The sequence below is a fragment of the Micromonospora sp. LA-10 genome, assembly GCF_051853095.1.
Lineage (GTDB): Bacteria > Actinomycetota > Actinomycetes > Mycobacteriales > Micromonosporaceae > Micromonospora > Micromonospora echinospora_A.
The window spans coordinates 6,109,435-6,135,752 of sequence record NZ_CP195710.1; the positions used below are offsets into that span (position 1 = coordinate 6,109,435).

A 26,318-nucleotide genomic window follows, 5' to 3' on the forward strand; every position below is an offset into this window, starting at 1 on the left:
ATGCGTCCGCTCGACGTGGCGCTGGACGGCCCGGCGCTGAACCTGGCCGACCTGGCCGCCGACGCGCGGGGCCGCCTGGACCCGGTGCACTGGGACTTCTTCTCCGGCGGCGCCGGCGAGGAACGTACGGTGCGCGCCAACGAGGCGGCCTTCACCCGGCGCTACCTGGTGCCCCGCGTCCTGCGTGGCGTGCGCCGGCGCGACCTGCGGATCTCGCTGTTCGGCAGCCGGATCTCCATGCCGGTGCTGATCGCGCCGACCGCGTTCCACCGGCTGGCCCACCCCGAGGGCGAGGTGGCCACCGCACGCGCCGCCGCCGAGGCGGGCACGATCATGGTGGTCAGCATGGCGGCCACCCGGCCGGTCGAGGAGATCGCCGCCGCCGGCGGGCCGCTCTGGTTTCAGCTGTACCCGCAGCCGGACCTCGACTTCACCGCGTCGGTGGTCCGGCGGGCGGAGGCAGCCGGGTGCACCGCCCTGGTCGTCACCGTCGACTCGCCCGTGTTCGGCCGGCGGGAACGCGACCTGCGGCACGGCTTCGCCGACCTGCCGCCCGGAATGAGCTGCGAGAACATGCGCGACGCGACCGGCCGGGTGCGCGACATCCAGATGGACGCCGGGCTGGACTGGGCCCGGATCGCCTGGCTGCGCGAGGTCACCGCGCTGCCGATCCTGCTGAAGGGGGTGCTGCACCCGGCCGACGCGGCGCTGGCCGTCTCGTACGGTCTCGACGGTCTGCTGGTCTCCAACCACGGCGGCCGGCAACTCGACGGCGCGCTGGCCACCCTGGACGCGCTGCCCGCAGTGGTCGAGGCCATCGGCGGGCGGGTGCCGGTGCTGCTCGACGGCGGTGTGCGGCGGGGCGCCGACGTTCTGGTGGCGCTGGCGCTCGGGGCGAGCGCGGTGCTGGTCGGCCGCCCGGTGCTCTGGGGGCTCGCGGTGGGCGGCGCCGCCGGGGTACGCCACGTGCTCGACCTGCTCCACGCCGACCTCGACCGGGCGCTGACGCTGGCCGGCGTCGCCGGGCCGGCCGACCTGCGCGACGACCTGGTCGCCACGGTGGCGTGCGGATGAGCGCCCTGATCGTCCTGCCGGTCCTGGCGGGGATCGCGTGGACCGTGCCGTACTGGCTGCCCCGCACCGTCGTCCGGCTGCGGGAATGGGTGTTCGTCACCGTCAACGGCGTCGAAGGCGTGCCGGTGCCGGGCCCCGTTGTCGGCATGGAGCACTTCGAGCGGGTGTACGCCGATCCGGCGGCGGACGGACGCAGCCGCGGAGCCGGGCTGTCGGACCTGTTCTGGTACTGGCTGGCGCCCGGACCGCACATGCACCAGGAACATCTGGAGCCGGGGGAGCGCTACCGGACCGTGGCCGCCACGACCCGGCGGGTGCTCGCGGTACGCCGCCAGCGCTGCGACGACCTCGCCACCGCGGCCACGCGGCGCGTCCTCGACCGGTTGCCGGCCGACCGGACCAGCCACGTCCGGCTGCGCGACCTGATGATGCCGGTCTGGGCCGAGGTCTACTACGAGCTCGTCTTCGGTGAGGCGTGCCCACCGCAGGCGCGGGCGCTGATCGTCGCCAACGCCGACGACGTGGTCAGCGGGCTGAAGTGCACCGGACTTCGGCACATGCGGCGCCGCGAGCGGCTGACCGCGTATCTGCGCGACCGGATCGAGGCGGGGACCTGCCCGGTGACGCTGCCGCCGCCATTCACCACCCAGGAGACGGCCTGGTACCTCCAGGGCGCCTTCTTCAACACCGCTGTCGTGCAGATGTCCGAGGCGATGGCGCACGTGCTGCTCGCCCTCGCCACCCACCCCGGCGTCCAGCGGGAACTCGCCGGTGACGACGCGCTGGACCGGGTGATCGACGAGACGCTGCGGGTGCATCCGCTCTTCGGCGTCGCGCACCGGATCACGTCCGCGCCGATCACGCTGCCCACCGGGGTGTCCCTGCCCGCCGGAACGGTGCTGCTCTTCAACTACCTGGCGTTCCACCGCGGCGGGACCGCCGCCGACGACCGGTTCGACCCGGACCGGTGGCTCACGCTCAAGCGCGGCGACGCGCACTTCATCCCGTACGGGGTCGTCGCGAACCGCGCCTGCCCGGCCCGCGGCGTCGCGCCGGTGATGATGCGCGCCGCGACCCGCGAGGTGCTGCGCCGGTACGTCCTGACCTCCTCCGCCTCACACACCCGCTCGCTGCCCAGCCGGGGACCGGCGTATCTGACACCGGCCGGGCTCACCGGCCCGGGGCGGCTGCGGCTGGCCGCGATGCGATCGCGGGACCGGTGGGCCGACGTGGGCCGCAGCGTCCGGCAACTGGTGTTCGGCACCTGGATGGTGCTCGACGCCCGCCGGCAGCGGTTGTGCACCGACTACTTCGAGAGGGCTGTCCGATGACACCAACGGAGCTTGCGCCACGGTTCTTCATCGCGGTCACCGTGATCCTGATCTTCTGCAAAGGGGTCGCGTGGCTGCTCGGCAAGGCGGGTCAGCCCGCCGTGGTCAGCGAGATGCTCGCCGGCGTACTGCTCGGCCCGTCGCTGCTCGGGCTCCTCCTGCCGGACGTGCAGGACGCCCTGTTCCCGGCCCCCCTGCTCCCGGTCCTCTACGTCGTGGGTCAGGTCGGCCTGGTGCTGTTCATGTTCCAGGCCGGGTACGCGTTCAGCGCCCACCGGGTCACCGGGCTGGCCGGCACCGCCGGCGTGATCTCGCTGGCCGGGGTCACCGCGCCGCTGCTGCTGGGCGTGCTGCTGGTGCTGGTGACGGCGGGCGTCGTGCCGATCCAGGCCGACGGGACGGCACTCGGGGTCTCGGCCGCGTTCGTCGGCGTCGCCCTGGCCATCACCGCGTTCCCGATGCTGGCCCGGATCATCACCGAGAAAGGGCACGCCGGCACCCGGCACGGCACGCTCTCCCTGGCCAGCGGGGCGATCGATGACGTGGTCGCCTGGATCATGCTGGCCGCCGTGCTGGCGGTCGCGTCCGGCCGGGCCGGTCCCGCGATCGTCACCGCGGGCGGAGCGGTCCTGTTCGGGCTGGTGCTCTGGTACGGCGGGCGCACGGCCGCCGCCGCGCTGATGACCCATCGGGCCCTCAACGACCGCGCCCGGCTGCTCGGCACGGTCGCGCTGCTGTTCCTGGTCGCCTGGTACACCGACGAGATCGGGCTGTACGCGGTCTTCGGCGCGTTCGCGGTCGGCGTGGTGATGCCCCGCACCGACAACACCGACAAGGTGGTGGACACGCTCACCCCGGTCGCCGCGACGCTCTTCCTGCCGTTGTTCTTCACCTACTCGGGCCTGCGTACGGAGTTCGGCCTGCTCGGCTCGCCGCCGGTGCTGTTGTTCGCGCTGGCCTGCGTGACGGCGGCGATCGTCGGCAAGTTCGGCGCCTGCTGGGCGGCGGCCCGGCTGCGGGGCGAGCCGTCGAGCGTCGCGCTGCGGGTCGGCGCGTTGATGAACGCGCGTGGCCTGATGCAGCTCATCGCGCTGAACGTCGGGTTGGAGGCGGGCATCGTGAACCCGGCCCTGTTCACAGTGCTGGTCGTGGTCGCGCTGGTCACCACGCTGATGACGACGCCCGCGCTGAGCTGGATCGAGCGCCGGGAGGCCCAGGAGCCCGACACCGTACGGGCGCCCGCGCTGGCGGTTTCAGATAGTTGAAGAGGCAAATACTGATGGTTCCATCGGCCGTCATCTATGGGATCGTTAACATATGCGGGGCGGAACATCGAACCGGCTGCTGCTGGTCGAGGACGACGCGGATCTGACCGAGATGCTCACCGAGACGCTCGGCCACGAAGGTTACCTGGTCGACCGGGCCTTCGACGGCCAGCGCGGGCTGCATCTCGGGCTGACCCGCACCTACGACGTGATGGTCATCGACCGGATGCTGCCGGCGCTCGACGGCCTCGACCTGGTCGCCCGGCTACGCGCCCGGGCGATCCCCGCCCGGACCCTGATGCTCACCGCGCTCGGCACCGTCGACGACCGGATCGCCGGCCTGGACGCCGGCGCCGACGACTACCTGATCAAACCGTTCGACCTCGACGAACTGAGCGCCCGGGTGCGGGCGCTGTGCCGGCGCAGGCCCGAGCCGACCGACGTGCTGTGCATCGGCGCCGGGCGGCTCGACCTGGGACCGCGCGAGGCGGTGCTGGCCGACGGCACCCGGGTGGCGCTGTCCACCCGCGAGTTCGAGCTGCTGCGGGTGCTGGCGGCCCGGCCGAACGCCGTACATCCGCGATCCGTGCTGCGCCGCAAGGTCTTCGAGGAGGCCGCCGGGGCGTCGATAGTGGACACCTACGTCTACTACCTGCGGCGCAAGCTCGGCCGCGCGGTGGTACGCACCGTGCACGGGCTCGGCTACCGCCTCGGGACCCTCTGATGGAGGCGGCCGAGAAGGTGATCGTCAGACGGGCCCGGCTACGCATCGGCCTGCTCGTCGGCCTCGCCATCGGCGCCCTGCTGCTGCTGGCCGGCGGCATTTCCTACGCGGTCCTGGTCCGCGGCCAGGAGGCGCAGATCCAGCGTGAGCTGGCGTGGGGCACGGAACACGGGACGATCGCCGGGCCGCCCGCCTGCAGCTGGATCTTCCGGTACGACGGCGCCACCGTGCGCACCGGCGCGAACCCGCCGCCACCGGGCTTCCCGTTGCACGACGCGCTGACCACCGTGGCGGCGAACCGGACCACCGAGATCACGACCGTCGCCCGTAACGGCACCACGTACCACGTCCGCACCGAGGCCCGCGGCGACACCGTCGTCCAGGCGGTGTTCGACGCCCGCTTCCAGCTCTCCGACCGCCGGCACCTCCTGCTCGCGTTCAGCCTCGCGGCGGTGGCCGGGCTGCTCGCCGCCGTGCTGACCGGTGTGCTCGTCGGCCGCCGTGCCGTCGCGCCACTCGCGGAGGCGCTGACCCGGCAGCGCCGCTTCGTCGCGGACGCCAGCCACGAACTGCGCACCCCGATCGCCCAGGTGCACACCCGGGCCCAGCTGATCGCGCGCCGGGCGCGCAACGACGACGCCGCCACGAACCTGGACGACCTGGAACGGCTGATCGGCACCACCCGCCGGCTCGGCGAGATCGTCGACGACCTGCTGCTCTCGGCCCGGCTCGCCGCCGCGCCCGCCGACCGGGAGCCGGATCCGCCCGTCGACCTCACCGCGCTGATCGGTACGAGCGTCGCCGCCGAGAGCGACCGCGCAGCCGAGCGCCAGGTCACCCTCGTCCTGGACGTCCCGGGCGACCCGCTGCCGGTGCCGGGCGTCGACTCGGCCCTGCGCCGGGTCGTCGGCGAACTGCTCGCGAACGCGCTTGCCCACACCCCAGCGGGAGGCCGGATCACCGTGACGCTGCGGGCCGTGGACAACGTCGCCGAGCTCGTGATCGCCGACACCGGGAAGGGCTTCGACCAGGCGGACGCCCGGCGGATCTTCGACCGGTTCCACAGGGGCGCGGGCGCCGGAGACCGCCGCTTCGGCCTGGGACTGGCCCTGCTCCAGGAGGTCGTCACCAGCCACCACGGCACCATCGAGGCCGAGGGCCACCCGGGGCGAGGAGCCCGCTTCACCGTACGTCTTCCGACGGGGCGATCGCCGAGCGCCACGGGCCGGGCCGCGCGGATCAGGAGCCTTCGGATGTGGCAGCTCGGCGCCGGTACGTGAGCGCCGGTTTGCCGGTCCGGAAGTCGCTCGATCGCCACCGTCGAGGGACGCCCGCCGGCCGGTGTCACAGCACGCTCCAACGCTGGGGCGCGTGGCGTGTCCAGATCCTCTTCCAGCCAGCCGAAAGGCTCCCAATTCGGTTGAAAAGGGCTTCTTCAAGGGGCAACGCGCAAAGCCGGGATGTGGTCCAATTGCTTCACGCTGCGCAGCGAACGTCAATACCCCCTGCCAGAGGTACGAGACATGGCATCGGGGCAGGTATTCCTGTTTACGTTCGTCCAGTAGAAGGAGACTTGGCCATTCCTGGTATCGCACGAAGCGAGCGCGCCCTTCTTTTAGCTGGCGGACTGACTGGCGTGATCATTGCCACGTCCGGTTGTTCATCATCAACCGGTGAACCATTGGACGTCGGTCCGGGTGGCACCTTCGTGAGCATCGCACGGCCTGTGGGAACGCAAGTCGTCTTTGGCGTGACGATCATCAAGAACAACAGTGCGGATCCAATCAGAATAACTGAAGTATCCTTTGTCTCAGATCAGAAGCATTCGGGGGCAACGGTGGTCGAATCGTGGGTCTGGAATCTCACAGGAGTGAGCACGGCGGTCGGAATTGGAGAGGCCCCGTTTCCGCCACCTCAAACGAGCAGAGATGCGTATCAGTTGGCCAAGGGGGCCACGATTGAGCCGTTTGAGCCGTACCAACTAGTCGTTGTGGTGCGGATTGACAAGGACGGTGCCTGGCACTGGCCTCGGTATGAAGTGAGATACGAGGCGGGTTCGCGCAAACTGGAGTCCGAAGGCACAAATGCGCTGATGGTATGCGCGCCCCTGAACAGTGAGTGCGACCCGTCTCGGGTCGGGTCATCCTGAAGTAAGACTTAATCAGTTCCGAGTCTGTGGATGTTGGCTCTGCCCGTCGACATGGGAAGAAGGCGCGTGAAAAGACAAAGAGTCTCCAGCAAGATTGCCGCGACTCTGGCGTCGGCACTGGCTATTGTCCTGATAGGCGGGCCAGCGGCTGCCGCGACATTGCCGGAAAGCCTAGTCGTAACCGGCGTGGTGGTTACGGGCAAAGCGAAGTTCGACAAGGATGGCCGCATCGAACGGCAGACGCTAACCAATGACAAGCGGGTACCTGCTGCACGCGTTGACCTTTTTTGGTGGCCCGACGCAGGGGACCTCGGAGTAAAGCGTGAGATGGTCCGGATCGGATCGACGGAGACCGACTCAAAGGGAAGCTACGCCCTGCGCGGCCGACCGACTGCGGCAGCTGTAGGTATCGCGGCCAAGCGGCAAGGCTGGCTGAACCTGCTCATGGTAACCACCACCAAGGAGGGTGAGCAGAAGATTGAGGGCTTCTCCCGTCACTGGAACGGGCAGGGCTGGTCCTCTTTCAAGGCTAAGCCAGAGGCGTCCGCCTCGGTTGCTCGTGAGACACATTTTGCTACGGATCAAAAGAGCGGCAAGAAGCGATTTCTCAGCGGTTCCCCGGCGAAGGCTGACTTGCTCGCCTCCTCGATTATCTATGTGCCTATGGTCTATACGGTCGAATGGGTGAACGTCCTTGAATACCACGGCGACACCAGCGTCAAGACGACATGGAGGTATGGTACAACAGCTGAATCTGAGATCGAGTTCGGAATTAAGGGGGAGGGGACAGGTTGGGAGGTTGGCGGAACTAGCCACATTAGCAATTCCCGGGAGACGCACGAAGGGCAGACTGACCTCACTGACCGCATCGGAGCGTATGTCCAGTCACAGTTCAAGTTTGTCCACGGGAAGATCTTCATCAGCGGGATAGACTCAGGAATGACGTATGTCCGGGCGGAGGAGTGGCTCGGCGGGCAGCGGTATGGGGCTGACGTCACGGAGTTCGACTGCGATGATGCTCCTCAGTCAAACTACACCGCACCCTATTTGCAGGATGGCTACTTTTCAACCCAAACTGCCAAGGCGGTGACTTTCAACGGCGGGGTTGACCTCGGTCCACGAGGGATCAATATCGGACTCAAGGCTAGTAGTGGATACTCTCAATACGTTAGAGTGGAGTACAAGTTCCAGGCGGCAGGGGTTGTCTGCGGCAGTGACAACTTCCCGCAGAACGCCAAGATCGTTTACGTAAATGCGTCCGAAAATACGCTGATGGTGGTCGGCGACTCTATTAGTCAGGGCTTGGAAGGCGACTACACCTGGCGTTACCGTCTCAAGCAGCATTTCGATACGTCGGGTCTGTCGACGAATTTTGTTGGCCCGTACCGAGGTACGACGAAACTGCCTCCCGCCCAGCCGGCCGGATTTCCAGATGAGACTGCTGCGCCAAGCTTTAACGGCACATATCGTGATGGGCGCAGCTTCGACAGTGACCACTTCGCGCAATGGGGTCGACAAGCCCATCAGGCGATGGGCGACGTCAAGTTCCGGGTGACTGAACAGAAGCCCAAATATCTTCTGGTCGAGTTGGGCTTCAACGACCTTGGTTGGGGAGTGTCGAGCCCCGACGGGCTCATAGCGGACATGAGGACTCTTGTCGCCAACGCGCGTGCGGCTAAGCCTGATATCCGCATTCTTATCGCGAACGTCGTCCACCGTACGCCTATTTCCATTCAGCCTGATCTAAATGCAAAGATCGACTCCTATAACTCAAAGCTGGGGCCGGCTGTTGGTTCGATGAACACCACAAGTTCGCCGGTTCGGTTGGTGGACATCAGCACTGGCTACGACCCGGCCAGGGATGCTTACGATGGGCTCCACCCCAACGGCGTAGGCGAGTACAAGATAGCCCGCGCATTTGGGAACGTCCTTTCGTCGCAGTTCGGGCTGGGTAGAACGTTCGGGTCGATACCGTCTTCCGTGCCGGGCCTGCAACTGGAGCAACCGGCCAGCATGACGGCGACGTCGACGGACGCGGGAATCAAGTTGAGTTGGAGTCACGTATATGGGGCGAGCGGTTATTGGCTGTACCAACGCGATGCGGATATCGCCGGATCGCAATTTGAGCGATCCGCCCTTCAGATACCGGCGTACAGTTGGTTGCTAAGTTGGGTTATTCCAGGCAAGAAATATCAGTTCTACGTCGTGCCTACACGTGGTGACAGCATCGGGCCGCAATCCTCCATCGCGCAGGCGACCGCGAACCCTAAGACGGCAAGTGGTCCAACCGGAATCAGGGCCATCCCTGGCTCCGGCTATGTGGATGTGAGCTGGCAGGCATCCACGGGAGCCTACAGCGACACGGTCAGTGGCTATCGGGTCTTCTTCCTCGACGACGATGTCCCGGACGCAGTGCTGGATTCGGAATTCACCAGTGGTAGGCAGATCAGGCTGCCCAGCCTTATCAACGGACACAGGTACTCAGTGGTCATCTCCGCTGTTAATTCCGCAGGGGAGGGCTATCCGAGTGTCGGGCCTGCCGTGATTCCGGGTGCCGGTGTGCCCGGCCCCACGAATCTACGATCTGCCAGAATGACGTCGTCATGGGACGTCAAGCTGACGTGGGATGCGGTGCCTGGAGCCGCTTCATACGTGGTGATGGTCCGAAACGTCAGGACAAGCCTGCCTGGCGCGTATACGCGGTACGACGCAGTTAGCGGCACGAGCACGAACATTGGTTGGCTCTTTGATGGAGCTGATCTGATGGAATGGTGTGTCGTAGCCCGGAACGGCTCGTACGAGTCTTCGGGGTCGAGTTGTCGTATGAGTGAGCTGGGAGCACCCGTTCTGACCGCCGCCCAGATGGTATCTCCCACGGACGTGCAGCTCTCGTGGGAGGCGGTTCCTGGAGCGTCTCGTTACTTCGTTATGAATCGAGACGTGGTGGCTGGTGGAAGCTGGAACCGATATGCAGAGCCAGTAGAGGGCACCACCAAGCAAATCGGATGGCTCTTCGACGGGGCAAGTCGATTCGAGTGGTGCATTGTTGCCGCGACGGCAAATATCGAGTCCGTCCGCTCAAATTGTATGCGAAGTCATTCCTAGGATCGCGACCGATCCAGCGGGTGAGTCCGACAAAAAAAGTCGGGCTCACCCGTTGGGCGTCAAGGCTCTGCACTTCGCAGGCCGTGCACCACGCCTTCCTGGACCCGGCGGCGCCCAGCCTGAGCGAGCGATCCCGGGCAACCAACTGGAGCACGCTCGGGTGGACCCGATTCGCGCTGGAGGTGGCGTCTCGCACGGTGTCCGACAGTGGTGCTGGTGCTGGTGCTGGTGCTGGTGCTGGTGCTTGGCGTGGGTGCAGAGTGCTCCGGCACGACCCGATCACGGTGGCCGGCGCGTTCGCCGACGCGCTCCGGGTGGTCGACCGGTTCGACCTCGTGGTGTTCGCCGTTCGCGACGGGCTGCCGGGTACACCGGCCTATCGCGCGTTCGCGGAGTGCTTTCGGTAGGTTCGTCCCATGAGTGAGGACACGCTCCGGTCGGTGGAGATCGAGCGCACCAGCGTGGGCAGGTACGTCGTGCGCAATGCCCGTGGCGGCGAGATGTCGATGGGTACGGGGGAGGACGCGACCTTCACGCCCGTGGAACTGCTGCTGGCGGCGCTCGGCGGCTGCACCGCCGTCGACGTCGACCTGGTGACCAGCCGTCGCGCCGAACCGACCCGGTTCGCCGTCACTGTGACCGGCGACAAGATCCGTGATCCGGAGGCCGGGAACCGGATGCGGAACCTCACGGTCACCTTCTCGGTGGCGTTTCCGCCCGGCGCGGACGGCGACCGGGCCCGCGAGGTGCTGCCGCGATCTCTGCGGCAGTCACACGACCGGCTCTGCACCGTGTCCCGCACTGTGGAGCTGGGCACTCCCGTCTCCCTCGTGGACGCGAGCGACAGGGGCCCGGACGAACCGCGGTGACCGACGGACGTCGGGTGTCGTCCGGGCCGACCCGCCCGGACTGTTAACGCTAACCACTTGCCACTGTGGTTCTCCGAGACGGGTGACGATCCGACCGCAAGCAAGCCTTCCGAAAGCTTCGAGGCTGCCATCACCTTGACAGTCGTCTATGTTATCGAAAACATGACTGGTAACCCGGATGTAACGCCGCTGCCATGATCGCTCGCCCCGTCTCGTGGTCTCGGGAGCGGAAGCGACCAAGCGCGGGAGGTTACGGTGGCAGGGACCGCTCAGAGGACGCGGACGGTTGCGGTGGCGGTTTCGGCGGCCCTGGCACTCGGCGCGGGGGTGCTGGCCGGGGTGCCGCCGGCGTCGGCGGCGACTGTGGACACGTCCGCGTCGTACGTGTTCGTGAACCGGCACAGCGGCAAGGCGATGGACCTGTACGACTGGTCGACGGCGGAGAACGCGCCGGTGAACCAGTGGACGCGCAACGACCTCGCGGTGCAGCAGTGGCAGTTCGTGGACGCCGGAGGCGGGTTCTACAAGGTGCGGTCGCGGCACAGCGGCAAGGTGCTGGAGCTGCCGAGCGGCGGCGACGGCACCCAGCTCGTGCAGTCCTCCGACCGGTCGTCGGCCACCCAGCAGTTCCGGTTGCAGGACTCCACGGGCGGGTTCGTGCGGTTCGTGAACCGGCAGTGGAGCAAGGTGATCGACGTGTGGGGCTGGTCGACCGCCGACGGTGGCCGGCTGGCCGGCTACTCCGATCTCGACGGCGCCAACCAGCAGTGGCAGCTCATCCGCCTCGGCGGCGGGACGCCGACCACCCCGGCGCCGACCACCCCCGCGCCGGCCTATCCGCAGCCCGGCCGGGTCACCGGTGACATCGGCGTGCACGACCCGACAGTGGTCAGACGCCCCGACGGCACCTACCTCGTCGCGCACACCGGCGACAACATCGCGTTGAAGACCTCCGCCGACCGGGTGGCCTACCGCAACGCGGGCGCCGTCTTCCCCGGTGGCGCGCCGTGGACCACCACGTACACCGGCGGCTCGCGCAACCTCTGGGCGCCCGACCTGTCGTACCGCAACGGGCGCTACCTCCTGTACTACTCGGCGTCGACGTTCGGCTCCAACCGCTCGGCGATCTTCCTGGCCACCAGCACCACCGGAGCCTCCGGAAGCTGGACCAACGAAGGGCTGGTCGTCGAGTCGCGGACCACCGACGACTTCAACGCCATCGACCCGAACCTCACCGTCGACGACCAGGGCCGCTGGTGGCTCACCTTCGGCTCGTTCTGGTCCGGCATCAAGATGATCCCGATCGACCCGGCCACCGGACGCCGGCTCGGCACCGCCATGTACGCGCTCGCGAACTACGGCCCCGGCATCGAGGCGCCCATCCTGGTCAAGCGCGGCTCCTGGTACTACCTGTACGTCTCGTTCGACAGATGCTGCCAGGGCGCCGCCAGCACGTACCGGATCATGGTCGGTCGCTCGGCGAGCCCGACCGGTCCGTTCGTGGACCGCGCCGGCCGGGACATGCTCGCCGGGGGCGGCACCCAGATCCTGGCCTCGCACGGCAGCGTGCACGGGCCCGGCCACCAGGCGGTCCTCGCCGACACCGACGGCGACGTCCTCTTCTACCACTACTACGCCGACAACGGCGCGTCGCTGCTCGGCGTCAACCGCATCGGCTACGACGCCGTCGCCTGGCCCTACGTCTACTGACCCGGGACCACCCCCGAAACCTGGCCCACCTGGGAGGGCACATGCCGCTTCGAGACCTGCTCCGCACGGCCCACCGGGCCGGCGCGGCGCCCGCCCGCCGTCGCCTGCGGCCGGTCCTGGCCGCGGTGCTCGCCGTGCTCGCCGTGACCGCCGGCCTGCCGGTGGCCGGACCCGCGCAGGCCGCACCGGCCGTGAACTACACCAACCCGCTGGTGAACCAGCGCGCCGACCCGCACATCGTCAAGCACACCGACGGCTACTACTACATGACCGCGACGGTCCCGGAGTACGACCGGATCGTGCTGCGGCGGGCCACCACCCTGCAAGGGCTCGCCACCGCTGCGGAGACGACGATCTGGCGCCGCCACACCAGCGGGGAGATGGGCGCCCACATCTGGGCACCGGAGATCCACTTCATAAACGGCAAGTGGTACGTCTACTTCGCCGCCGGACGCACCGACGACGTGTGGCGGATCCGGATGTACGTGCTGGAGAACGCGAGCGCGAACCCGCTGTCCGGCTCGTGGACCGAACGCGGCCGCATCACCACGCCGTGGGACACGTTCAGCCTGGACGCCTCGACGTTCGTGGTGAACGGGGTGCGGTACCTGACCTGGGCCCAGCAGGAGCCCGGCATCTCCACCAACTCCAACGTCTACCTCGCGCGCATGGGCGCCAACCCGTGGCAGATCACCGGCACGGTGACCCGGCTGGTGGTCCCGACGTACGACTGGGAGACCCGGGGTTACCGGGTGGCCGAGGGCCCGACGGTGATCCAGCGCAACGGCCGGGTCTTCCTCACCTACTCGGCGAGCGCCACCGACGCCAACTACTGCCTGGGCATGCTGACCGCGTCCGCCGGCGCGAACCTGCTCGACGCCGCCGCCTGGAGCAAGAGCCCGAGCCCGGTGTTCGCCAGCAGCGCCGCCACCGGCCAGTACGGCCCCGGACACAACTCCTTCACCGTCTCCGAGGACGGGCAGAGCGACATCCTGGTCTACCACGACCGCAACTACCGGGACATCAGCGGCGACCCGCTCAACGACCCGAACCGGCGGACCCGGATCCAGAAGCTCTACTGGAACGCCGACGGCACCCCGAACTTCGGCATCCCCCTGCCCGACGGGGCCACCCCGGTGCGGCTGCGGTCGTACGACCTGACCACGAGCTACGTCCGGCACTACGACTACCGGGCCCGCGTCGAGCCGAACGTGACGAACCTGGCGGACTCGCAGTTCCGCATCGTCCCCGGCCTCGCCGGCGGCGGATCGGTGTCCCTGGAGTCGACGAACTTCCCCGGCTACTACCTGCGGCACCGCGCGTTCGCCCTCTACGTCGAACGCGACGACGGCTCGGCCCTGTTCGACAACGACGCGAGCTTCCAGCGCCGCCCCGGCCTGGCCGCGGCCGAGGCGCTCTCACTCGAATCGCAGAACTACAGCGGCCGCTACGTCCGCCACCGCGACGGACTGCTCCAGCTCGAAGCGGTGAGCACCGGCGCCGACCGGGCCGCGGCCACCTTCCACCTGGAGTAGGCGCCCGGAAAACAGTCAGGCCCCCCTCGGCGTACCCCTTCTTGGAGGTCCACGATGCTCAACCCCGCAGTGACGTCGCCGCCCGGCGCCCCACGCCGCCGGCGTGCCGGCCTGGTGCTGGCCCTGGTGGCGGCGCTGGCCGGCGCGGTCGGCGTCGCGGTGGTGGCCGCGCCGCCGGCGCAGGCCGCCACCATCGACACCAGCGCCTGGTACGTGCTGGTCAACCGCAACAGCGGCAAGGTCCTGGACGTCCGGGACACCTCGACCGCCGACGGCGCGGTGATCCAGCAGTGGTCCCGCAACGACGGCGCGTGGCAGCAGTTCCAGTTCGTCTCCTCCGGCAGCGGCTACTACCGGCTGCGGGCCCGCCACAGCGGCAAGGTGGTGGACCTGTGGGAGTGGAACGTCGCCGACGGCGCGGAGTACCGGCAGTGGCCCGACCTCAACGGCACGAACCAGCAGTTCCAGGTCCTCGACTCGGACAGCGGCTACGTCCGTCTGATCAACAGGCACTCCAGCAAGGCCCTGGAGGTCTGGGAGCGGTCGACCGCCGACGGCGCCCGGATCAGCCAGTACACCGATCTCAACGGCGCCAACCAGCAGTGGCAGCTGGTCCGCACGGATACCGGCACACCGACGACGCCACCGCCGAGCACCGGTTGCGGCAGCGGTTCGTACCAGGCCGAGGCCGTGCTGAACGGCGGCACCTGGACGTCCCGTAACGGATCGTCGACCGTGTACACCGGCTCGGACATGCTCGCGGCGATGCAGGCCGCGGTGAACTCGCTGTCGGCGGGACGGACCGCGAAGCAGCGGGTGGTGGTGCGCGGCTCCGGCTCGATGAGCGCGGGTTCGCGGTTGTCGCTGCCGTCGTACACGACGCTCGCGGTCTGCGGCACGATCAACGTGACGGGCTCGGGATCGGGTGACTACGCGCCGGTCTACTCCCGCGGCACCACCGACGTCGAGGTGCAGAACCTGACGCTCACCGGCGCTCCGCTCTACGGGATCTTCATGCGCAACGTCAACAACCTGACCCTCGGCCAGATCGACATGCGGCTGTCCGGCGGCCTGGGCGTGCGGATCGACAACCACGGCGGCGACCGGGCGGTCAAGGTGCGCAACGTGCGCATCGACACCGTGTACGTGTCCGGGACCGGCGCGCACGGCGTCGAGACGTACGGCGTGGACGGCCTAACCATCGGCACCGTCACCGCGCGCAACACCGGCTACTCCGGTCTGCTGCTCAACGACACGATCAACGCCACCGTGGGCACCGTCGACGCGCAGGGCGCCGGCGCGGGAACCGGATACGCGGCGTTCCGGATGGCCAACCGCAACGGCCGGGTCGGCAACTCGTACCCGACGAACATCCGGGTCGGCACCGTGATCGCGTCCGGTGGCGGCCGGGGGATCTTCTGCGTGTCGGAGTCCGGCGGCGCGGTCATCGACCGGGTGACGATCTCCAACACCGGCAACAACTCGATCCTCGTGGAGAACTGCTACAACGTCACGATCGCCGGGGTGTCCGGCACGGTGACCGGCGGCGGCGAGGTGCGCATCGCCTCCCGGACCGAGTTCCCGATCTCCTCCGGCATCCGCTTCCAGAACCTGACGGTGACCAACACGAACATCACCCAGAGTCCCTGCGGCGGAGCGAACAACACGATCAGCAACGTCACGCGGGTCAACTCGACGCTGAACTGGTGCTGAGCGCCGCAGGCACCCCCCGCACCACCACCACACCACCACCACCACCACCGTCCACCGGAGGAGTTCCCGTGACAACGGCTCTCACCACCCCCGAAAGGCGCCGGCGGCACCGCTGGCGGTCCCTGGTCGCCGCGGCCGGCGCCCTCGTCGTCGGCGTCGTCGGCGCGGTCGCCGTGTCGCCCTCGGCCCAGGCCGCCACCATCGACACCAACGCCTGGTACGTGCTGGTCAACCGCAACAGCGGCAAGGTCCTCGACGTCACGGGCACCTCGACCGCCGACGGCGCGCCGCTGCAGCAGTGGTCCCGCAACGACGGTGCCTGGCAGCAGTTCCGGTTCGTCAGCTCCGGCAGCGGCTACTACCGCCTGCAGAACCGCAACAGCGGCAAGGTCGTCGACCTGTGGGAGTGGAACACCGCTGACGGCGCGGAGTACCGGCAGTGGCCCGACCTCAACGCGACCAACCAGCAGTTCCGGGTCCTCGACTCGGACAGCGGCTACGTCCGCCTGATCAACCGGCACTCCAACAAGGCCGTCGAGGTCTGGGAATGGTCCACCGCCGACGGCGGCCGGATCTCCCAGTACGCCGACCTCAACGGCGCCAACCAGCAGTGGCAGCTGGTCCCGATCGGGGGCGGCGGCACTCCCGGGACGCCGCAGACCGGACTGGTCGGCTGGGCCACCCAGAACGGTGGCACCACCGGCGGCGGCAACGCCGCCGTCACCACGGTGACCAGCGCGTCCGCCCTGTCCAGCGCACTCGGGTCGTCCAGCGCCGCGGTCATCCGGGTGTCCGGCACGATCTCCTGCTCCGGCATGCTGCGGGTCCGCTCCAACAAGACGATCCTCGGCAACGCCGGCGCGACCATCTCCGGCTGCGGATTCACCGTCAGCGGCGACCGCAACGTCATCGTGCGCAACCTGAACTTCCGCAACTGGAGCGATGACGCCATAAACGTCGAGCAGTCGGCCACCAACATCTGGATCGACCACAACAGCTTCACCAACGGGTACGACGGCGCTGTCGACATCAAGCGCGGCTCCGACTTCGTCACAGTGTCCTGGAACCGCGTCTACGGTCACGACAAGTCGATGCTGCTGGGCCACAGCGACGACAACGGCAGCCAGGACGTCGGGCACCTGCGCGTCACCTACCACCACAACTGGTTCGACGGCTCCAACCAGCGCCACCCGCGGGTGCGCTTCGGCAACCCGGTCCACGTCTACAACAACCTCTACAGCAACGTCGGCGGCTACGGCGTGGCGTCGACGGTGAACGCCGGGGTGCTCGTGGAGGGCAACTACTTCGAGAACACGGCCGACCCCTACCACCGGGGCGAGGGCTCGTCCGGTCCCGGATCGCTGGTCGCCCGCAACAACTGCTTCGTCAACTCGGGGGCCGGGCAGGCCGGCGGCAGTGTCGCCGGCATTCCGTACCCGTACACGATGGACGCCGCCTGCGACGTGAAGTCCGTCGTGACGGCGGGCGCCGGAGCCGGACGGATCAGCGTCTGACCGCTGCCTGGAAGATGGGCCGGCCCGGGTTCGCGCTCGGGCCGGCTCAGCCGCGCGGCGCCCGCGTGGACGACGTGGCGCCGGGCGTCGACCCGGCCCGGGCCACCAGCGACCCCAGCAGGCGCAGGTTGTCGTGCGATGCGCTGCCGGGGTCGGTGGTGTAGATGAACAGCGTCTGGTCCGGGTCACCGGGCATCGCGAGGGCCTCGTAGCGAAGCGTGATCGGCCCGACCTCCGGGTGGCGCATCCGCTTGATGCCGTACGTGCGTTCGTGCACGTAGTGCCCGTTCCACCAGGTACGGAACTCCGGGCTCTTGATGGTCAGCTCGCCGACGAGCCGGCTGAGCTGTGGATCGTCGGGATTGCGGCCGGCGTACAGACGCAGGGTGCCGACCACCTCGGCGGCCACAGTGGGCCAGTCCAGGAAGGCGTCGCGGGCGCCCGGGTCCAGGAAGATCCACCGGATGTAGTTGCGCTGCCGTGGCGGCAGCAGCGTCCAGTCGGTGAGCAGCGCACGGGCGAGGGCGTTCGACGCGAGCACGTCCGTGCGGCGTCCGAGGACGAGCGCGGGGTGTTCGGTCATGGAGGCGAGCAGCTGGTGCATCGCCGGACGTACCCGTTGGGCGGGCGTCTCCTGGTTGCCGCGCCGGACGGGCCGCGCCAGGTCGGCGAGGTGGGCGCTCGCGGCGGCGTCGAGCTGGAAGACGCGCGCGAGGGCCTCGACGACCGCTGCCGACGGGCTGGTGTGCCGGCCCTGTTCGAGCCGGGTGTAGTAGTCGACGCTCACTCCGGCGAGCAACGCCACCTCTTCCCGGCGCAGCCCGCGGACCCGGCGCCCGTGCGTCGCGGGGGCGATGCCCACGTCCTCCGGCGTCAGGGCGGCCCGGCACCGGCGAAGGAACCGGCCGAGTTCTGAGTGTCCCGCCATGACCCAATGATCGGCCGCGAGCGGCGGTCGGCGACACCGTCTGGGTGGGTGTGTCGTTCCCAGGCAGCGCTGGGCCTGCCTCGCCGTGTTCGCGGCCCCTTCTCGTCCGCAGCATGGGATGTGTTCCCAGCCGGGACGCTACGGCACCGAGACCCAGGAGCTTCCCATGTCCTTCCCGACCACCCGTCCGGCCACCTGGTTCGTCACCGGCACCTCCCGCGGCATCGGCCTCGAACTGGTCCGGCACCTGCTGGACCGGGGCGACAACCTCGCGGCGACGACCCGCTCCGCCGAGCGCCTCGACGCGGCCCTCGGCCCGATCGACCGGGAGCGGCTGCTTCCCCTCGAACTCGACCTGACCGACGAGGCGGCGGTGGCGTCGGCGGTCCGCGCCACCACCGACCGTTTCGGCGCCGTCGACGTCGTGGTCAACAACGCCGGCTACGGCTTCCTCGGCGCGGTCGAGGAAGCCGGCGACGCCGAGGTGCGGAAGATGTTCGAGGTGCAGGTCTTCGGCGTCTGGAACGTGCTCCGCGCGGTCATTCCCGGGATGCGCGCCGCGCGCAGCGGCCACATCGTCAACGTCTCCTCGATCCTGGGCCTCACCGCTTTCCCGGGCTGGGGCCTGTACTGCTCGGCGAAGTACGCGCTGGAGGGCCTGTCGGACGCGCTCGCGGCCGAGGTCGCCGAGTTCGGCATCAAGGTCAACGTCGTGGAGCCGGGCTACACGCGTACCGACTTCCTGCGTACGTCCTCGCTCGGCCTGCCGGCGAGCACCGCCGACGGCTACCAGGCGATCCGCGAGATGACCGAGGCGCACCTGGCGATGCCCGGCAGCCAGCTCGGTGACCCGGTGAAGGCCGCCGCAGCCATCATCGAGGTTGCCGTCGGCGGCGCGGCGCCGCTGCACCAGGTCCTCGGCTCCGACTCCTACGCGCTGGCCAAGGCTCGCCTGGAGGCGCTCGCCGGTGACATCGAGGCCGGCCGCGAGCTTGCGTTCACCACGGACATCGCCGGCTCCTGATGCGCCCGGTGCGGCGTCTGCCGGTCCCCGCCACGGCGGGGACCGGTGGGCGTCAGCGGTCCAACGCGGCGGCCAGCGCCTCGGGCCGGCTGAGGGCCACCAGATGGCCGCCGGGCAGGCGCTCGGGCGTGACGCCGAGCCGCTGCTGGGCCACCCGGGTCTGGAACTCGGCCGGGAAGAACCGGTCCGCGCTGCCGGTCAGGACCTCGGTCGGCACGTCGGGCCACGCGTCCAGCGGCCAGGGCTGCGCGAACGGAGTGCCCGACTGCGGTGACCCGCCCGCCATGGCCTGCGCGGTGATGTCCTCGGGGACGTCGTGGAAGAAGTACACGAGCGGATCGAACGGCCCGTCTGGGGAGCGGCCCTCGCGTCTGTCGCACTCACGGCGGGCCTCGTCCTGGCCGGTGTTGGTCCACCAGTCGCCGCCGGTCTCGCCGGGCGCCGGGATCATCGCGTTGACCAGGACCAGCCGAGCGACAGGCAGCCGGCCGCAGACCAGCGGCGCGGTCAGGCCGCCCATCGACTGGGCCACCACCACCAGGTCCAGGCGGTCACCGGCCGCGTCGGCCACCGTGTCCGCGTACTCCGGCAGTCCCGCGCTGTCGTCCGCGGCGGGCAGGCCGACGGCGATCGCCTCGTGGCCGCGCTGCTCCAGCAGGGGGACCAGGCGGTGCCAGTACCAGGCGTCGCCGCCGGCTCCCGGGACCAGGATGTACGTCGTCATGGTGCGAATTTAGCACCATGAAGTGCTGTAGCGATACCATCGGCGGCATGGCGCGCGTATACGACGACCCCTGCGGCCTGGCCCGGGCGCTCAACCTGGTCGGCGACAGGTGGGCGATGCTTGTCGTCCGTGAGTTGCTGCTCGGGCCGAAGCGCTTCACCGACCTGCGGCGCGGCCTGCCCGGCGCCAGTCAGAGCATGCTCACCGCCCGGCTCGCCGAGCTGGAGGAGGCGGGAGTGGTGCGCCGCCGGCGTCTCGGCCCGCCGGCCGGCGTCCGGGCGTACGAGCTGACCGAATGGGGACGAGACCTCGAACCGGCGCTGCTGGGGCTGGCCCGGTGGGGGAGCCGGAGCCCGCTGACCTCGTCGGCGCAGCTGAGCGTGGACGCGCTGGCCCTCGCCATGAAGACCACCTTCGACCCGGCCGCGGCGGGCGACTTCGCCGTACGGTGTCAGCTTGGTCTCGACGGCGACAGCCTGCTCGTCACAGTCGAGGACGGACGGGTCGACGTGGTGCGCGCGGACGTCGCCGATGCCGACCTGGTGATCCAGGCGAGCGTCGGGGTCTTCCGCTCGGTCGTCTTCGGCGGCGTGCCGTTGCATGCCGCCGACGTCGTCGTTCGGGGCGACGGCGAGGTCGCCGCCCGCCTGCTGCGGCTGTTCCGGCGCCCCACGCCGGTCGACATCCCACAGTGACGGCGCGAATACGTTCAGCTACTTCTCAGGTGGCGTTGGTAGTCTCCCGGCGCGGTGTGATCCACTATGGACGCCGTTGATCTCGTTGTGGCGCAAGGGATCCAGGTGACTTTCCCGCCGGATTCCGGGTGCCGCGCGTCCGGTGGTCGTCGAGGGAGATGTTCGTGGCGTTCAAGAGGATGCTGGGCGCGTTCGGGGTGGGCGGCCCCGCCGTCGACACGGTCCTGGCCAATCCGGGTACCCGCCCGGGGCTGATGCTGGGCGGGCAGGTGAACCTAACCGGTGGCAGCCACGACGTGGAGATCGACCACATCACCGTCGGGCTGGTCACCCGGGTGGAGATGGAGGGCGCCGAGGAGGAGTACGACGCCCTCGTGGAGTTCCACCGCGTCCAGGTCGCAGGTGGCCTGCGCCTGTCCGAGGGGCAGCAGATGTCGCTGCCGTTCCAGGTGGCGATGCCGTGGGAGACGCCGGTGACCGACCTGTACGGGCAGCGCCTGCACGGCATGACGATGGGCCTGCGTACCGAGGTGGCGATCCGCGGCGCCGTGGACAAGGGCGACCTCGACCCGGTGTACGTGCACCCGCTGCCGGTGCAGGAACGCATCCTGGAGGGATTCGGCCGGCTCGGATTCGGATTCAAGGGTGCCGACCTGGAACGCGGGCACATCTCGGGGCTGCGCCAGAGCCTGCCGTTCTATCAGGAGATCGAGTACTACGCCGCCCCGCAGTACGCCCACGCCGTCAACGAGGTCGAGCTGACCTTCGTCGCGAACGAGTACGGCGTCGACGTCGTGCTGGAGTTCGACAAGCGCGGCGGCCTGTTCTCCGGCGGCCATGACTCCTTCGGCCGCTACCACGTCGCGCACACCGATGCCGACCAGGTCGACTGGGCCGCTCAGGTCGACGCGTGGGTCCGTCAGTCCCTCGACGGCTACCGGAGCGCGCACGCCGGGCACGGCTACGGGCAGCCCGCCTACGGCGCGTCGGGCTACGGGCACGCCGCGTACGGCCACCACAGGGAGGAGCACCACGAGCGGCACGGTGGCCCGGGCATGGGTGCTGTCGCCGCGGGCGTGGTCGGTGGCGCCGCGCTCGGCTTCGCCGGCGGCATGGTCGCCGACGAGGTCTTCGACTCCTTCGGCGACGACGAGGGCGGCGACGAGGAGGAGTGAGCCAGGTGGCCCGGGAACGGTGCTGGGCCACCGGGCGTCCGTGTCATGCTCGAAGCGATGAGCACCCAGCGTCCGCGCGACCCACGTCCCCTTCGTCGGCCGCGCCGCCGCCTGGCCCGCGTCGCGTTGGTCGCCGCCGTTCTCGCCGCGCTGGGCGCCGCCGCTGTGGTCGTGGTGCCGCTGCTGCGGCCGCCGGGCCCGCGACCGGCCTTCCAGCTCCCGGTGGCCTGCGGTGAGACGTGGCGTCTCTCGACCTATCCCGGGCACGACGACTACGACATCGACCTGTTCCGACCCGGGGCGAGGCGTGGGGACGGCCGGTGCTGGCCTCCGCCGCGGGCACCGTCACCGTGGCCGGAATCAACGGTTCCCTGGGTGGTCGTACCCCGCAGGACCCGAACGGGCCGAAGGGGCGGGGCGGCGGCTACTGGGTGAAGATCGACCACGGCGGGAAGTGGGAGACGCAGTACCTGCACCTGCTCGAACCGCCGCTGGTCGAGGCCGGTCAGCGGGTGGCCCGCGGCGACCAGCTCGGGCGGGTCGGCAGCACCGGGAACTCCGGCGCTCCGCACCTGCACTACGAGCAGCGCCGGGGCTGGGAGAAGGTGGAGGCCCACTTCGACGGCGTGCCGTCCGGCATCACGTCCGACGACCGCGAGTACACCGTCCGGCTGACCAGCGCGAACTGCGACCAGGGCCGTCCGTGACCGGAGCCGTCGCCACCGAATTCGGTGGCGACGGGTCGCGCCAGAGGTGCAGGGTGGGACTGCACACCGGCGGCGAACGCCCGCTACCACCATCACGACGAGGAGAGACAATGCGAGCAACTTCCACGCTTCGGACCCTTGACCGTCCTACCGTGGAGTTCTGCCTTGGCATTGTTGAACCTCGGAATCGTCGCCCATGTTGACGCCGGAAAGACCAGCCTGACCGAGCGCCTGCTCTACGAGGCCGGCGCCGTGGCCCAGCCGGGCAGCGTCGACGCCGGCACGACGCGAACCGACTCGATGGAGTTGGAGCGTCGCCGTGGCATCACCATCCGGGCGGCCGTCACCTCGATCACGATCGGTGATCTGAGCATCAACCTGCTGGACACCCCCGGCCACCCCGACTTCATCGCGGAGGTCGAGCGTTCGCTGGCCGTCCTGGACGCCGCCGTACTCGTGGTGTCGAGCGTGGAGGGCGTCCAGCCGCAGACCGTCGCCATCTGGCGGGCGCTGCGCCGGATCGGCGTACCAACGGTGTTCTTCCTCAACAAGGTCGACCGACGCGGTGCCGACGTCGGCCGGGTGACGGCCGAGCTACGCCGGCGGCTCGGGGCACGCCCGGTCCTGCTCACCACGGTCTCCGGCCAGGGCGGGCGCGAGGCCCGGGTGCGTGCCGTGCGCCTCGACGCCGAACCGGTGGTGGCGGAGGTGGCGGAGGTCGACGACGCGGTGGCGGCGCGGTGGCTGACGGATCAGCCGGTGCGCGCCCGCGACGTCCGGCGGGCGATCCGCCACGGGGTACGCCGCGCCGAGCTGATCCCGACCGCGTGCGGCTCGGCGATCACGGGAGCCGGGGTGCGCCAGTTGTGCGACGTCCTGGCCGACCTGCTGCCCTACGGCGACACCCTGGACGGTCCGCTGGCGGGCACGGTCTTCGCCGTCGACCGGGACGGGCACGGCCGGCGGGTCTGGCTGCGGTTGTGGTCCGGGCAGCTGCGCGTACGGGATCGGGTGCTGCTCGCCGGGTCCCGACCCCAGACCGTGACCCAGATCGCCGTCATCGAGCCCGAGGGTGTGCTGGTGCGAACGGCGGTTTCCGCCGGTCAGATCGCCGCGGTGCGGGGGGTGTCGGCGCGGATCGGACAGCACATCGGGCAGCCGCCACGGCGGCACGGCTACCGGTTCCCGCCGCCGACCCGGCAGGCGGTGGTCGAGCCGGTCGAACCGGAGCAGCGCCTGGCGATGTTCGCCGGCCTGGCCGAGCTGGCCGACGAGGACCCACTGGTGGACCTGCGCCTCGACGAGCAGCAGGCGGAGGCGGTGATCCGCCTGCACGGCGAGGTCCAGAAGGAGGTGCTGGCCGCCCTCATGGAGGACCGGTACGGCGTCCGGGTGCGGTTCTCCGGCACGCTGACCGCCTGCATCGAACGGGTCGCCGGCACCGGCGCCGCCGAGGAGCGGGTGCGGGAGCGCGGCAACCCGTACCTGGCCGGGCTGGGGTTGCGCATCGAGGCCGCCCCGGTCGGGCACGGCATCGAGTTCCGCCCCGGTGTCGAGCGGGGTCGGCTGCCGCCGGCGTTCGTCGCCGCCACGGAGGAGGGTGTGCGGGCCGCGCTGCGGCAGGGCCGGCACGGCTGGCCGGTCACCGACTGCGTGGTCACCATGACGGCCTCGCAGTACCTCCCCCGGCAGAGCAGGCCGCACCAGAAGTTCGACAAGTCGATCTCGACCGTGGCGGCGGACTTCCGTCACCTTGCCCCGGTCGTGGTCGCCGCGGCGCTGCGCCGGGCCGGCACCCGGGTGTGCCAGCCGGTCGAGCGGTTCGACGTCGACCTTCCCCAGCAGGCGGTGGAGACGGTGCTGGCGCTGTTCGCCCGGCTCGGAGCGGTCGTTCACGGGACCGGCGTGGCCGGCGGATACCTGGAGGTGAGCGGCACACTGCCGTCCGCGCGGGTCCCGCAGGTCGTCGCTGCTCTTCCCGACCTGACCGGCGGCGAGGCGGTCCTGACCACCACCTTCGACCACTACGCGCCGGTCACCGGTGAGGAGGCTCCGGCGCTGCGCCGGCGCGGACCCGACCCGGCCGACCGCGAGGCGTGGTTCCGAGCTGTGCCGAGGTAGGCCCGCCGGGGCGCCTGGCCGGACGGCGGCGACAGCGATCCCGGGGATAGGATCACCGGCACCCCGCCGCCCGTACCCGCTGGAGCCCCGCTGTCCCGGCAGCCCGCCACCCGTCCCGCCCGGCGCGCCCGCCGGGTGCTGGCCCTGGTGTGCCTGCTCGTCGTGGCCGGGCTGCCCGCCGGGTCGGCGCCGCTCGGCGAGCCCGGGTCGGCGACGCTACGGGTGCTCCAGATGAACCTCTGCAACAGCGGCCGGGCCGGCTGCTACACCGGCCGGGCCGTCCGGCAGGCCGCCGACGTGATCGCCGCCGAGCGGCCCGACCTGGTCACGCTCAACGAGATCTGCCGCGACGACGTGGACACGCTGGAGCGCGCGCTGCGGGCCGCCCGTCCCGGCGGCACCGTGGTGTCCGCGTTCCACGCCGCCGGCGACCGACCCAACGCCGCGCCCACCTACTGCAACAACGGCCAGCCGTACGGGATCGGGTTGGTGACCCGCCTCGACGCGCGCGGCGCCCGGCCCTCCGTGCACCGCGGTACGTACCCGGCGCAGGATTTCGCCGACCCGGAGGAGCGGGTCTGGCTCTGCCTGCGTGCCGCCGGGGTGCTGCACGCCTGCACCACGCATCTGGCGAACACCAGTGGCCAGGTCGCGCTGGCCCAGTGCGCGCAACTGGTCGGCGCGGTGGTGCCGGCGATCCGCCGCGACGGCGGGTACGCGCCGACGGTGCTCGCCGGTGACCTCAACCTGCGGGTCGGCGGCACGCCGGACGTGCGGTCGTGCGTGCCGGCGGGCTACCGGCGGATCGACGACGGCGCCCGGCAGCAGATGGTGACGACGGGCGACGTCACGATCTGCTGCCACCGGCCGGTGGACATGCGCGGGACGACCGACCACCCGGCGTTGCTGGCGACGGTGTCGATCGACGGCGCGACCGGGCCGGACCTACGGTTTGCGGGCGAGTAGCCCGACGAACGTGTGGTAGGTGTCGGTCTGCTCCGGCGCGGGCGCGTCCGGGTCCGGACGCCACTCGGCCAGTGGGACCAGGCCGGGCTCCAGCACCGTCAGCCCGTCGGCGAAGGCGAGGATCTCCTCGTCGGTACGCCAGCGGCCGGTGCCCAGCGATTCGTTGAAGACCCGCTCGACCTCGCGGGCCTTGCGGGAGCCTTCCGGGTCGCGCTCGCCGGGGTCGCGGAAATGCGAGATCGCCACGTAGCTGCCGGACGGCATCGCGTCGATCAGCTCCGCCGCCACCGCGCGCGGGTCCTCGTCGTCGCCGAGGTGGTGCAGGATCGCGAAGAGCAGCAGCCCGATCGGCCGGTCGAAGTCGAGGAACCGGCGGACGTCCGGGTCGTTGAGGATCTCCTGCGGTTCCCGGACGTCGGCCTGGATCACCGTCGCGGTGCCCTCCGCGGCGAGCAGCGCCCGCCCGTGGGTCAGCACGATCGGGTCGTTGTCCACGTAGACCACGCGGGCGGCCGGGTTGTGCTCGGTGGCGACCTCGTGCACGTTGCCCTGCGTGGGCAGCCCCGAGCCGAGGTCGAGGAACTGGTCGATGCCCGCCTCGGTGACCAGGAACCGGATCACCCGGCGCAGGAACGCCCGGTTCGCCTGGCCGGCGGCCGGCCCGTCCGGCGTGATCCGCAGCGCGTGCTCGGCGACCTTCCGGTCTACCTCGAAGTTGTCCTTGCCGCCCAGGAAGTAGTCGTAGACCCGGGCGACGCTGGGAACGTTGAGGTCGATGCCGGGGGGTGCCGCCTTGTCGCGGGTCACAGGCGTCTCCATTCGATTCTGGTCAGCGCCGCCCGTCGATGGGGGTTACGGGCGTTTTCGGGGAGTGTAGCGACCGGACGGCCCGAATTGTGGCCCCGCCTGGTACCGCTCCCACCACATCGGCCCGTCACCTGCACGTTCGCCGAATGACACGCGGAACGCGCCGGACCGCAGCCGGTTCG

General features: G+C 69.9%; 21 protein-coding genes. 18 read left to right on the top strand and 3 right to left on the bottom strand.

Features of this window, described 5'->3' with window-relative positions; translation table 11 throughout:
• The 12 genes from ACSDG8_RS28420 to ACSDG8_RS28475 all read left to right on the top strand — a co-directional run bounded on the left by ACSDG8_RS28420 (window position 1) and on the right by ACSDG8_RS28475 (window position 16,989).
• Window positions 1-1,074, top strand: a complete 1,074-nt coding sequence (locus ACSDG8_RS28420; RefSeq protein ID WP_210891993.1) for an alpha-hydroxy acid oxidase — start codon at window positions 1-3, stop codon at window positions 1,072-1,074.
• Window positions 1,071-2,405 (top strand): cytochrome P450, encoded by a 1,335-nt coding sequence (locus ACSDG8_RS28425; protein WP_210891995.1) that lies wholly within the window; start codon window positions 1,071-1,073, stop codon window positions 2,403-2,405. The genes ACSDG8_RS28420 and ACSDG8_RS28425 overlap by 4 nt, the downstream gene beginning before the upstream one ends.
• A complete protein-coding gene (locus ACSDG8_RS28430) occupies window positions 2,402-3,670 on the top strand; it encodes a cation:proton antiporter (protein WP_210891997.1) in 1,269 nt (422 codons plus the stop codon). Before ACSDG8_RS28425 ends, ACSDG8_RS28430 begins: the two co-directional genes overlap by 4 nt.
• A gap of 52 nt (window positions 3,671-3,722) precedes the next feature.
• Window positions 3,723-4,394 (top strand): response regulator transcription factor, encoded by a 672-nt coding sequence (locus tag ACSDG8_RS28435; protein ID WP_247678062.1) that lies wholly within the window; start codon window positions 3,723-3,725, stop codon window positions 4,392-4,394.
• A complete protein-coding gene (locus tag ACSDG8_RS28440) occupies window positions 4,394-5,674 on the top strand; it encodes a sensor histidine kinase (protein WP_210891999.1) in 1,281 nt (426 codons plus the stop codon). Before ACSDG8_RS28435 ends, ACSDG8_RS28440 begins: the two co-directional genes overlap by 1 nt.
• An 899-nt stretch (window positions 5,675-6,573) precedes the next feature.
• Window positions 6,574-9,648 carry a GDSL-type esterase/lipase family protein gene (locus ACSDG8_RS28445; RefSeq protein WP_210892001.1) on the top strand — a complete coding sequence of 1,025 codons (3,075 nt, stop codon included), beginning with the start codon at window positions 6,574-6,576 and terminating at the stop codon, window positions 9,646-9,648.
• A 260-nt stretch (window positions 9,649-9,908) separates the two neighbouring features.
• Window positions 9,909-10,055, top strand: a complete 147-nt coding sequence (locus ACSDG8_RS28450; RefSeq protein WP_247688004.1) for a hypothetical protein — start codon at window positions 9,909-9,911, stop codon at window positions 10,053-10,055.
• Window positions 10,056-10,064: 9 nt separating this feature from the next.
• On the top strand, window positions 10,065-10,517 hold the full coding sequence (locus tag ACSDG8_RS28455) for an OsmC family protein (RefSeq protein WP_210892003.1): 453 nt from the start codon (window positions 10,065-10,067) through the stop codon (window positions 10,515-10,517).
• A gap of 291 nt (window positions 10,518-10,808) precedes the next feature.
• Window positions 10,809-12,227 carry a family 43 glycosylhydrolase gene (locus tag ACSDG8_RS28460; RefSeq protein WP_439427399.1) on the top strand — a complete coding sequence of 473 codons (1,419 nt, stop codon included), beginning with the start codon at window positions 10,809-10,811 and terminating at the stop codon, window positions 12,225-12,227.
• 41 nt (window positions 12,228-12,268) lie between these two features.
• Window positions 12,269-13,762 carry a family 43 glycosylhydrolase gene (locus tag ACSDG8_RS28465; RefSeq protein WP_439427400.1) on the top strand — a complete coding sequence of 498 codons (1,494 nt, stop codon included), beginning with the start codon at window positions 12,269-12,271 and terminating at the stop codon, window positions 13,760-13,762.
• 54 nt (window positions 13,763-13,816) lie between these two features.
• The gene (locus tag ACSDG8_RS28470) at window positions 13,817-15,475 is read left to right on the top strand and encodes an RICIN domain-containing protein (RefSeq protein ID WP_439427401.1); all 1,659 of its coding nucleotides are present in this window, start codon (window positions 13,817-13,819) and stop codon (window positions 15,473-15,475) included.
• Window positions 15,476-15,543: 68 nt separating this feature from the next.
• Window positions 15,544-16,989: a pectate lyase family protein gene (locus tag ACSDG8_RS28475; RefSeq protein ID WP_210892009.1), complete on the top strand. Its 1,446-nt coding sequence runs from the start codon at window positions 15,544-15,546 to the stop codon at window positions 16,987-16,989.
• 46 nt (window positions 16,990-17,035) lie between these two features.
• Here ACSDG8_RS28475 and ACSDG8_RS28480 read toward each other — a convergent pair whose 3' ends face one another.
• Window positions 17,036-17,917, bottom strand: coding sequence for a helix-turn-helix transcriptional regulator (locus ACSDG8_RS28480; protein WP_210892011.1), 882 nt, complete (start codon window positions 17,915-17,917; stop codon window positions 17,036-17,038).
• Between the two features lie 166 nt (window positions 17,918-18,083).
• Here ACSDG8_RS28480 and ACSDG8_RS28485 point away from each other — a divergent pair, with 166 nt between their 5' ends.
• On the top strand, window positions 18,084-18,941 hold the full coding sequence (locus ACSDG8_RS28485; RefSeq protein ID WP_210892013.1) for an SDR family NAD(P)-dependent oxidoreductase: 858 nt from the start codon (window positions 18,084-18,086) through the stop codon (window positions 18,939-18,941).
• Window positions 18,942-18,993: 52 nt separating this feature from the next.
• Here the strand turns inward: ACSDG8_RS28485 and ACSDG8_RS28490 are convergent, their stop codons facing one another.
• Window positions 18,994-19,665 (bottom strand): alpha/beta fold hydrolase, encoded by a 672-nt coding sequence (locus ACSDG8_RS28490; RefSeq protein WP_210892016.1) that lies wholly within the window; start codon window positions 19,663-19,665, stop codon window positions 18,994-18,996.
• Between the two features lie 47 nt (window positions 19,666-19,712).
• Between ACSDG8_RS28490 and ACSDG8_RS28495 the strand changes: the two genes are divergently transcribed.
• The 5 genes from ACSDG8_RS28495 (at window position 19,713) to ACSDG8_RS28515 (ending at window position 25,329) form a co-directional block, all read left to right on the top strand.
• Window positions 19,713-20,360, top strand: a complete 648-nt coding sequence (locus tag ACSDG8_RS28495) for a winged helix-turn-helix transcriptional regulator (protein WP_210892018.1) — start codon at window positions 19,713-19,715, stop codon at window positions 20,358-20,360.
• Window positions 20,361-20,524: 164 nt separating this feature from the next.
• Window positions 20,525-21,535, top strand: a complete 1,011-nt coding sequence (locus tag ACSDG8_RS28500; RefSeq protein WP_210892020.1) for a sporulation protein — start codon at window positions 20,525-20,527, stop codon at window positions 21,533-21,535.
• 320 nt (window positions 21,536-21,855) lie between these two features.
• Window positions 21,856-22,242, top strand: a complete 387-nt coding sequence (locus ACSDG8_RS28505; protein ID WP_439427402.1) for a M23 family metallopeptidase — start codon at window positions 21,856-21,858, stop codon at window positions 22,240-22,242.
• A 174-nt stretch (window positions 22,243-22,416) separates the two neighbouring features.
• On the top strand, window positions 22,417-24,363 hold the full coding sequence (locus ACSDG8_RS28510) for a GTP-binding protein (RefSeq protein WP_439427403.1): 1,947 nt from the start codon (window positions 22,417-22,419) through the stop codon (window positions 24,361-24,363).
• A gap of 135 nt (window positions 24,364-24,498) precedes the next feature.
• On the top strand, window positions 24,499-25,329 hold the full coding sequence (locus tag ACSDG8_RS28515) for an endonuclease/exonuclease/phosphatase family protein (protein WP_210892025.1): 831 nt from the start codon (window positions 24,499-24,501) through the stop codon (window positions 25,327-25,329).
• Here ACSDG8_RS28515 and ACSDG8_RS28520 read toward each other — a convergent pair.
• Window positions 25,309-26,148 (bottom strand): SAM-dependent methyltransferase, encoded by an 840-nt coding sequence (locus ACSDG8_RS28520; RefSeq protein ID WP_247678065.1) that lies wholly within the window; start codon window positions 26,146-26,148, stop codon window positions 25,309-25,311. The two genes, ACSDG8_RS28515 and ACSDG8_RS28520, sit on opposite strands and share 21 nt — an antisense overlap.
• Window positions 26,149-26,318: the final 170 nt, after the last annotated feature.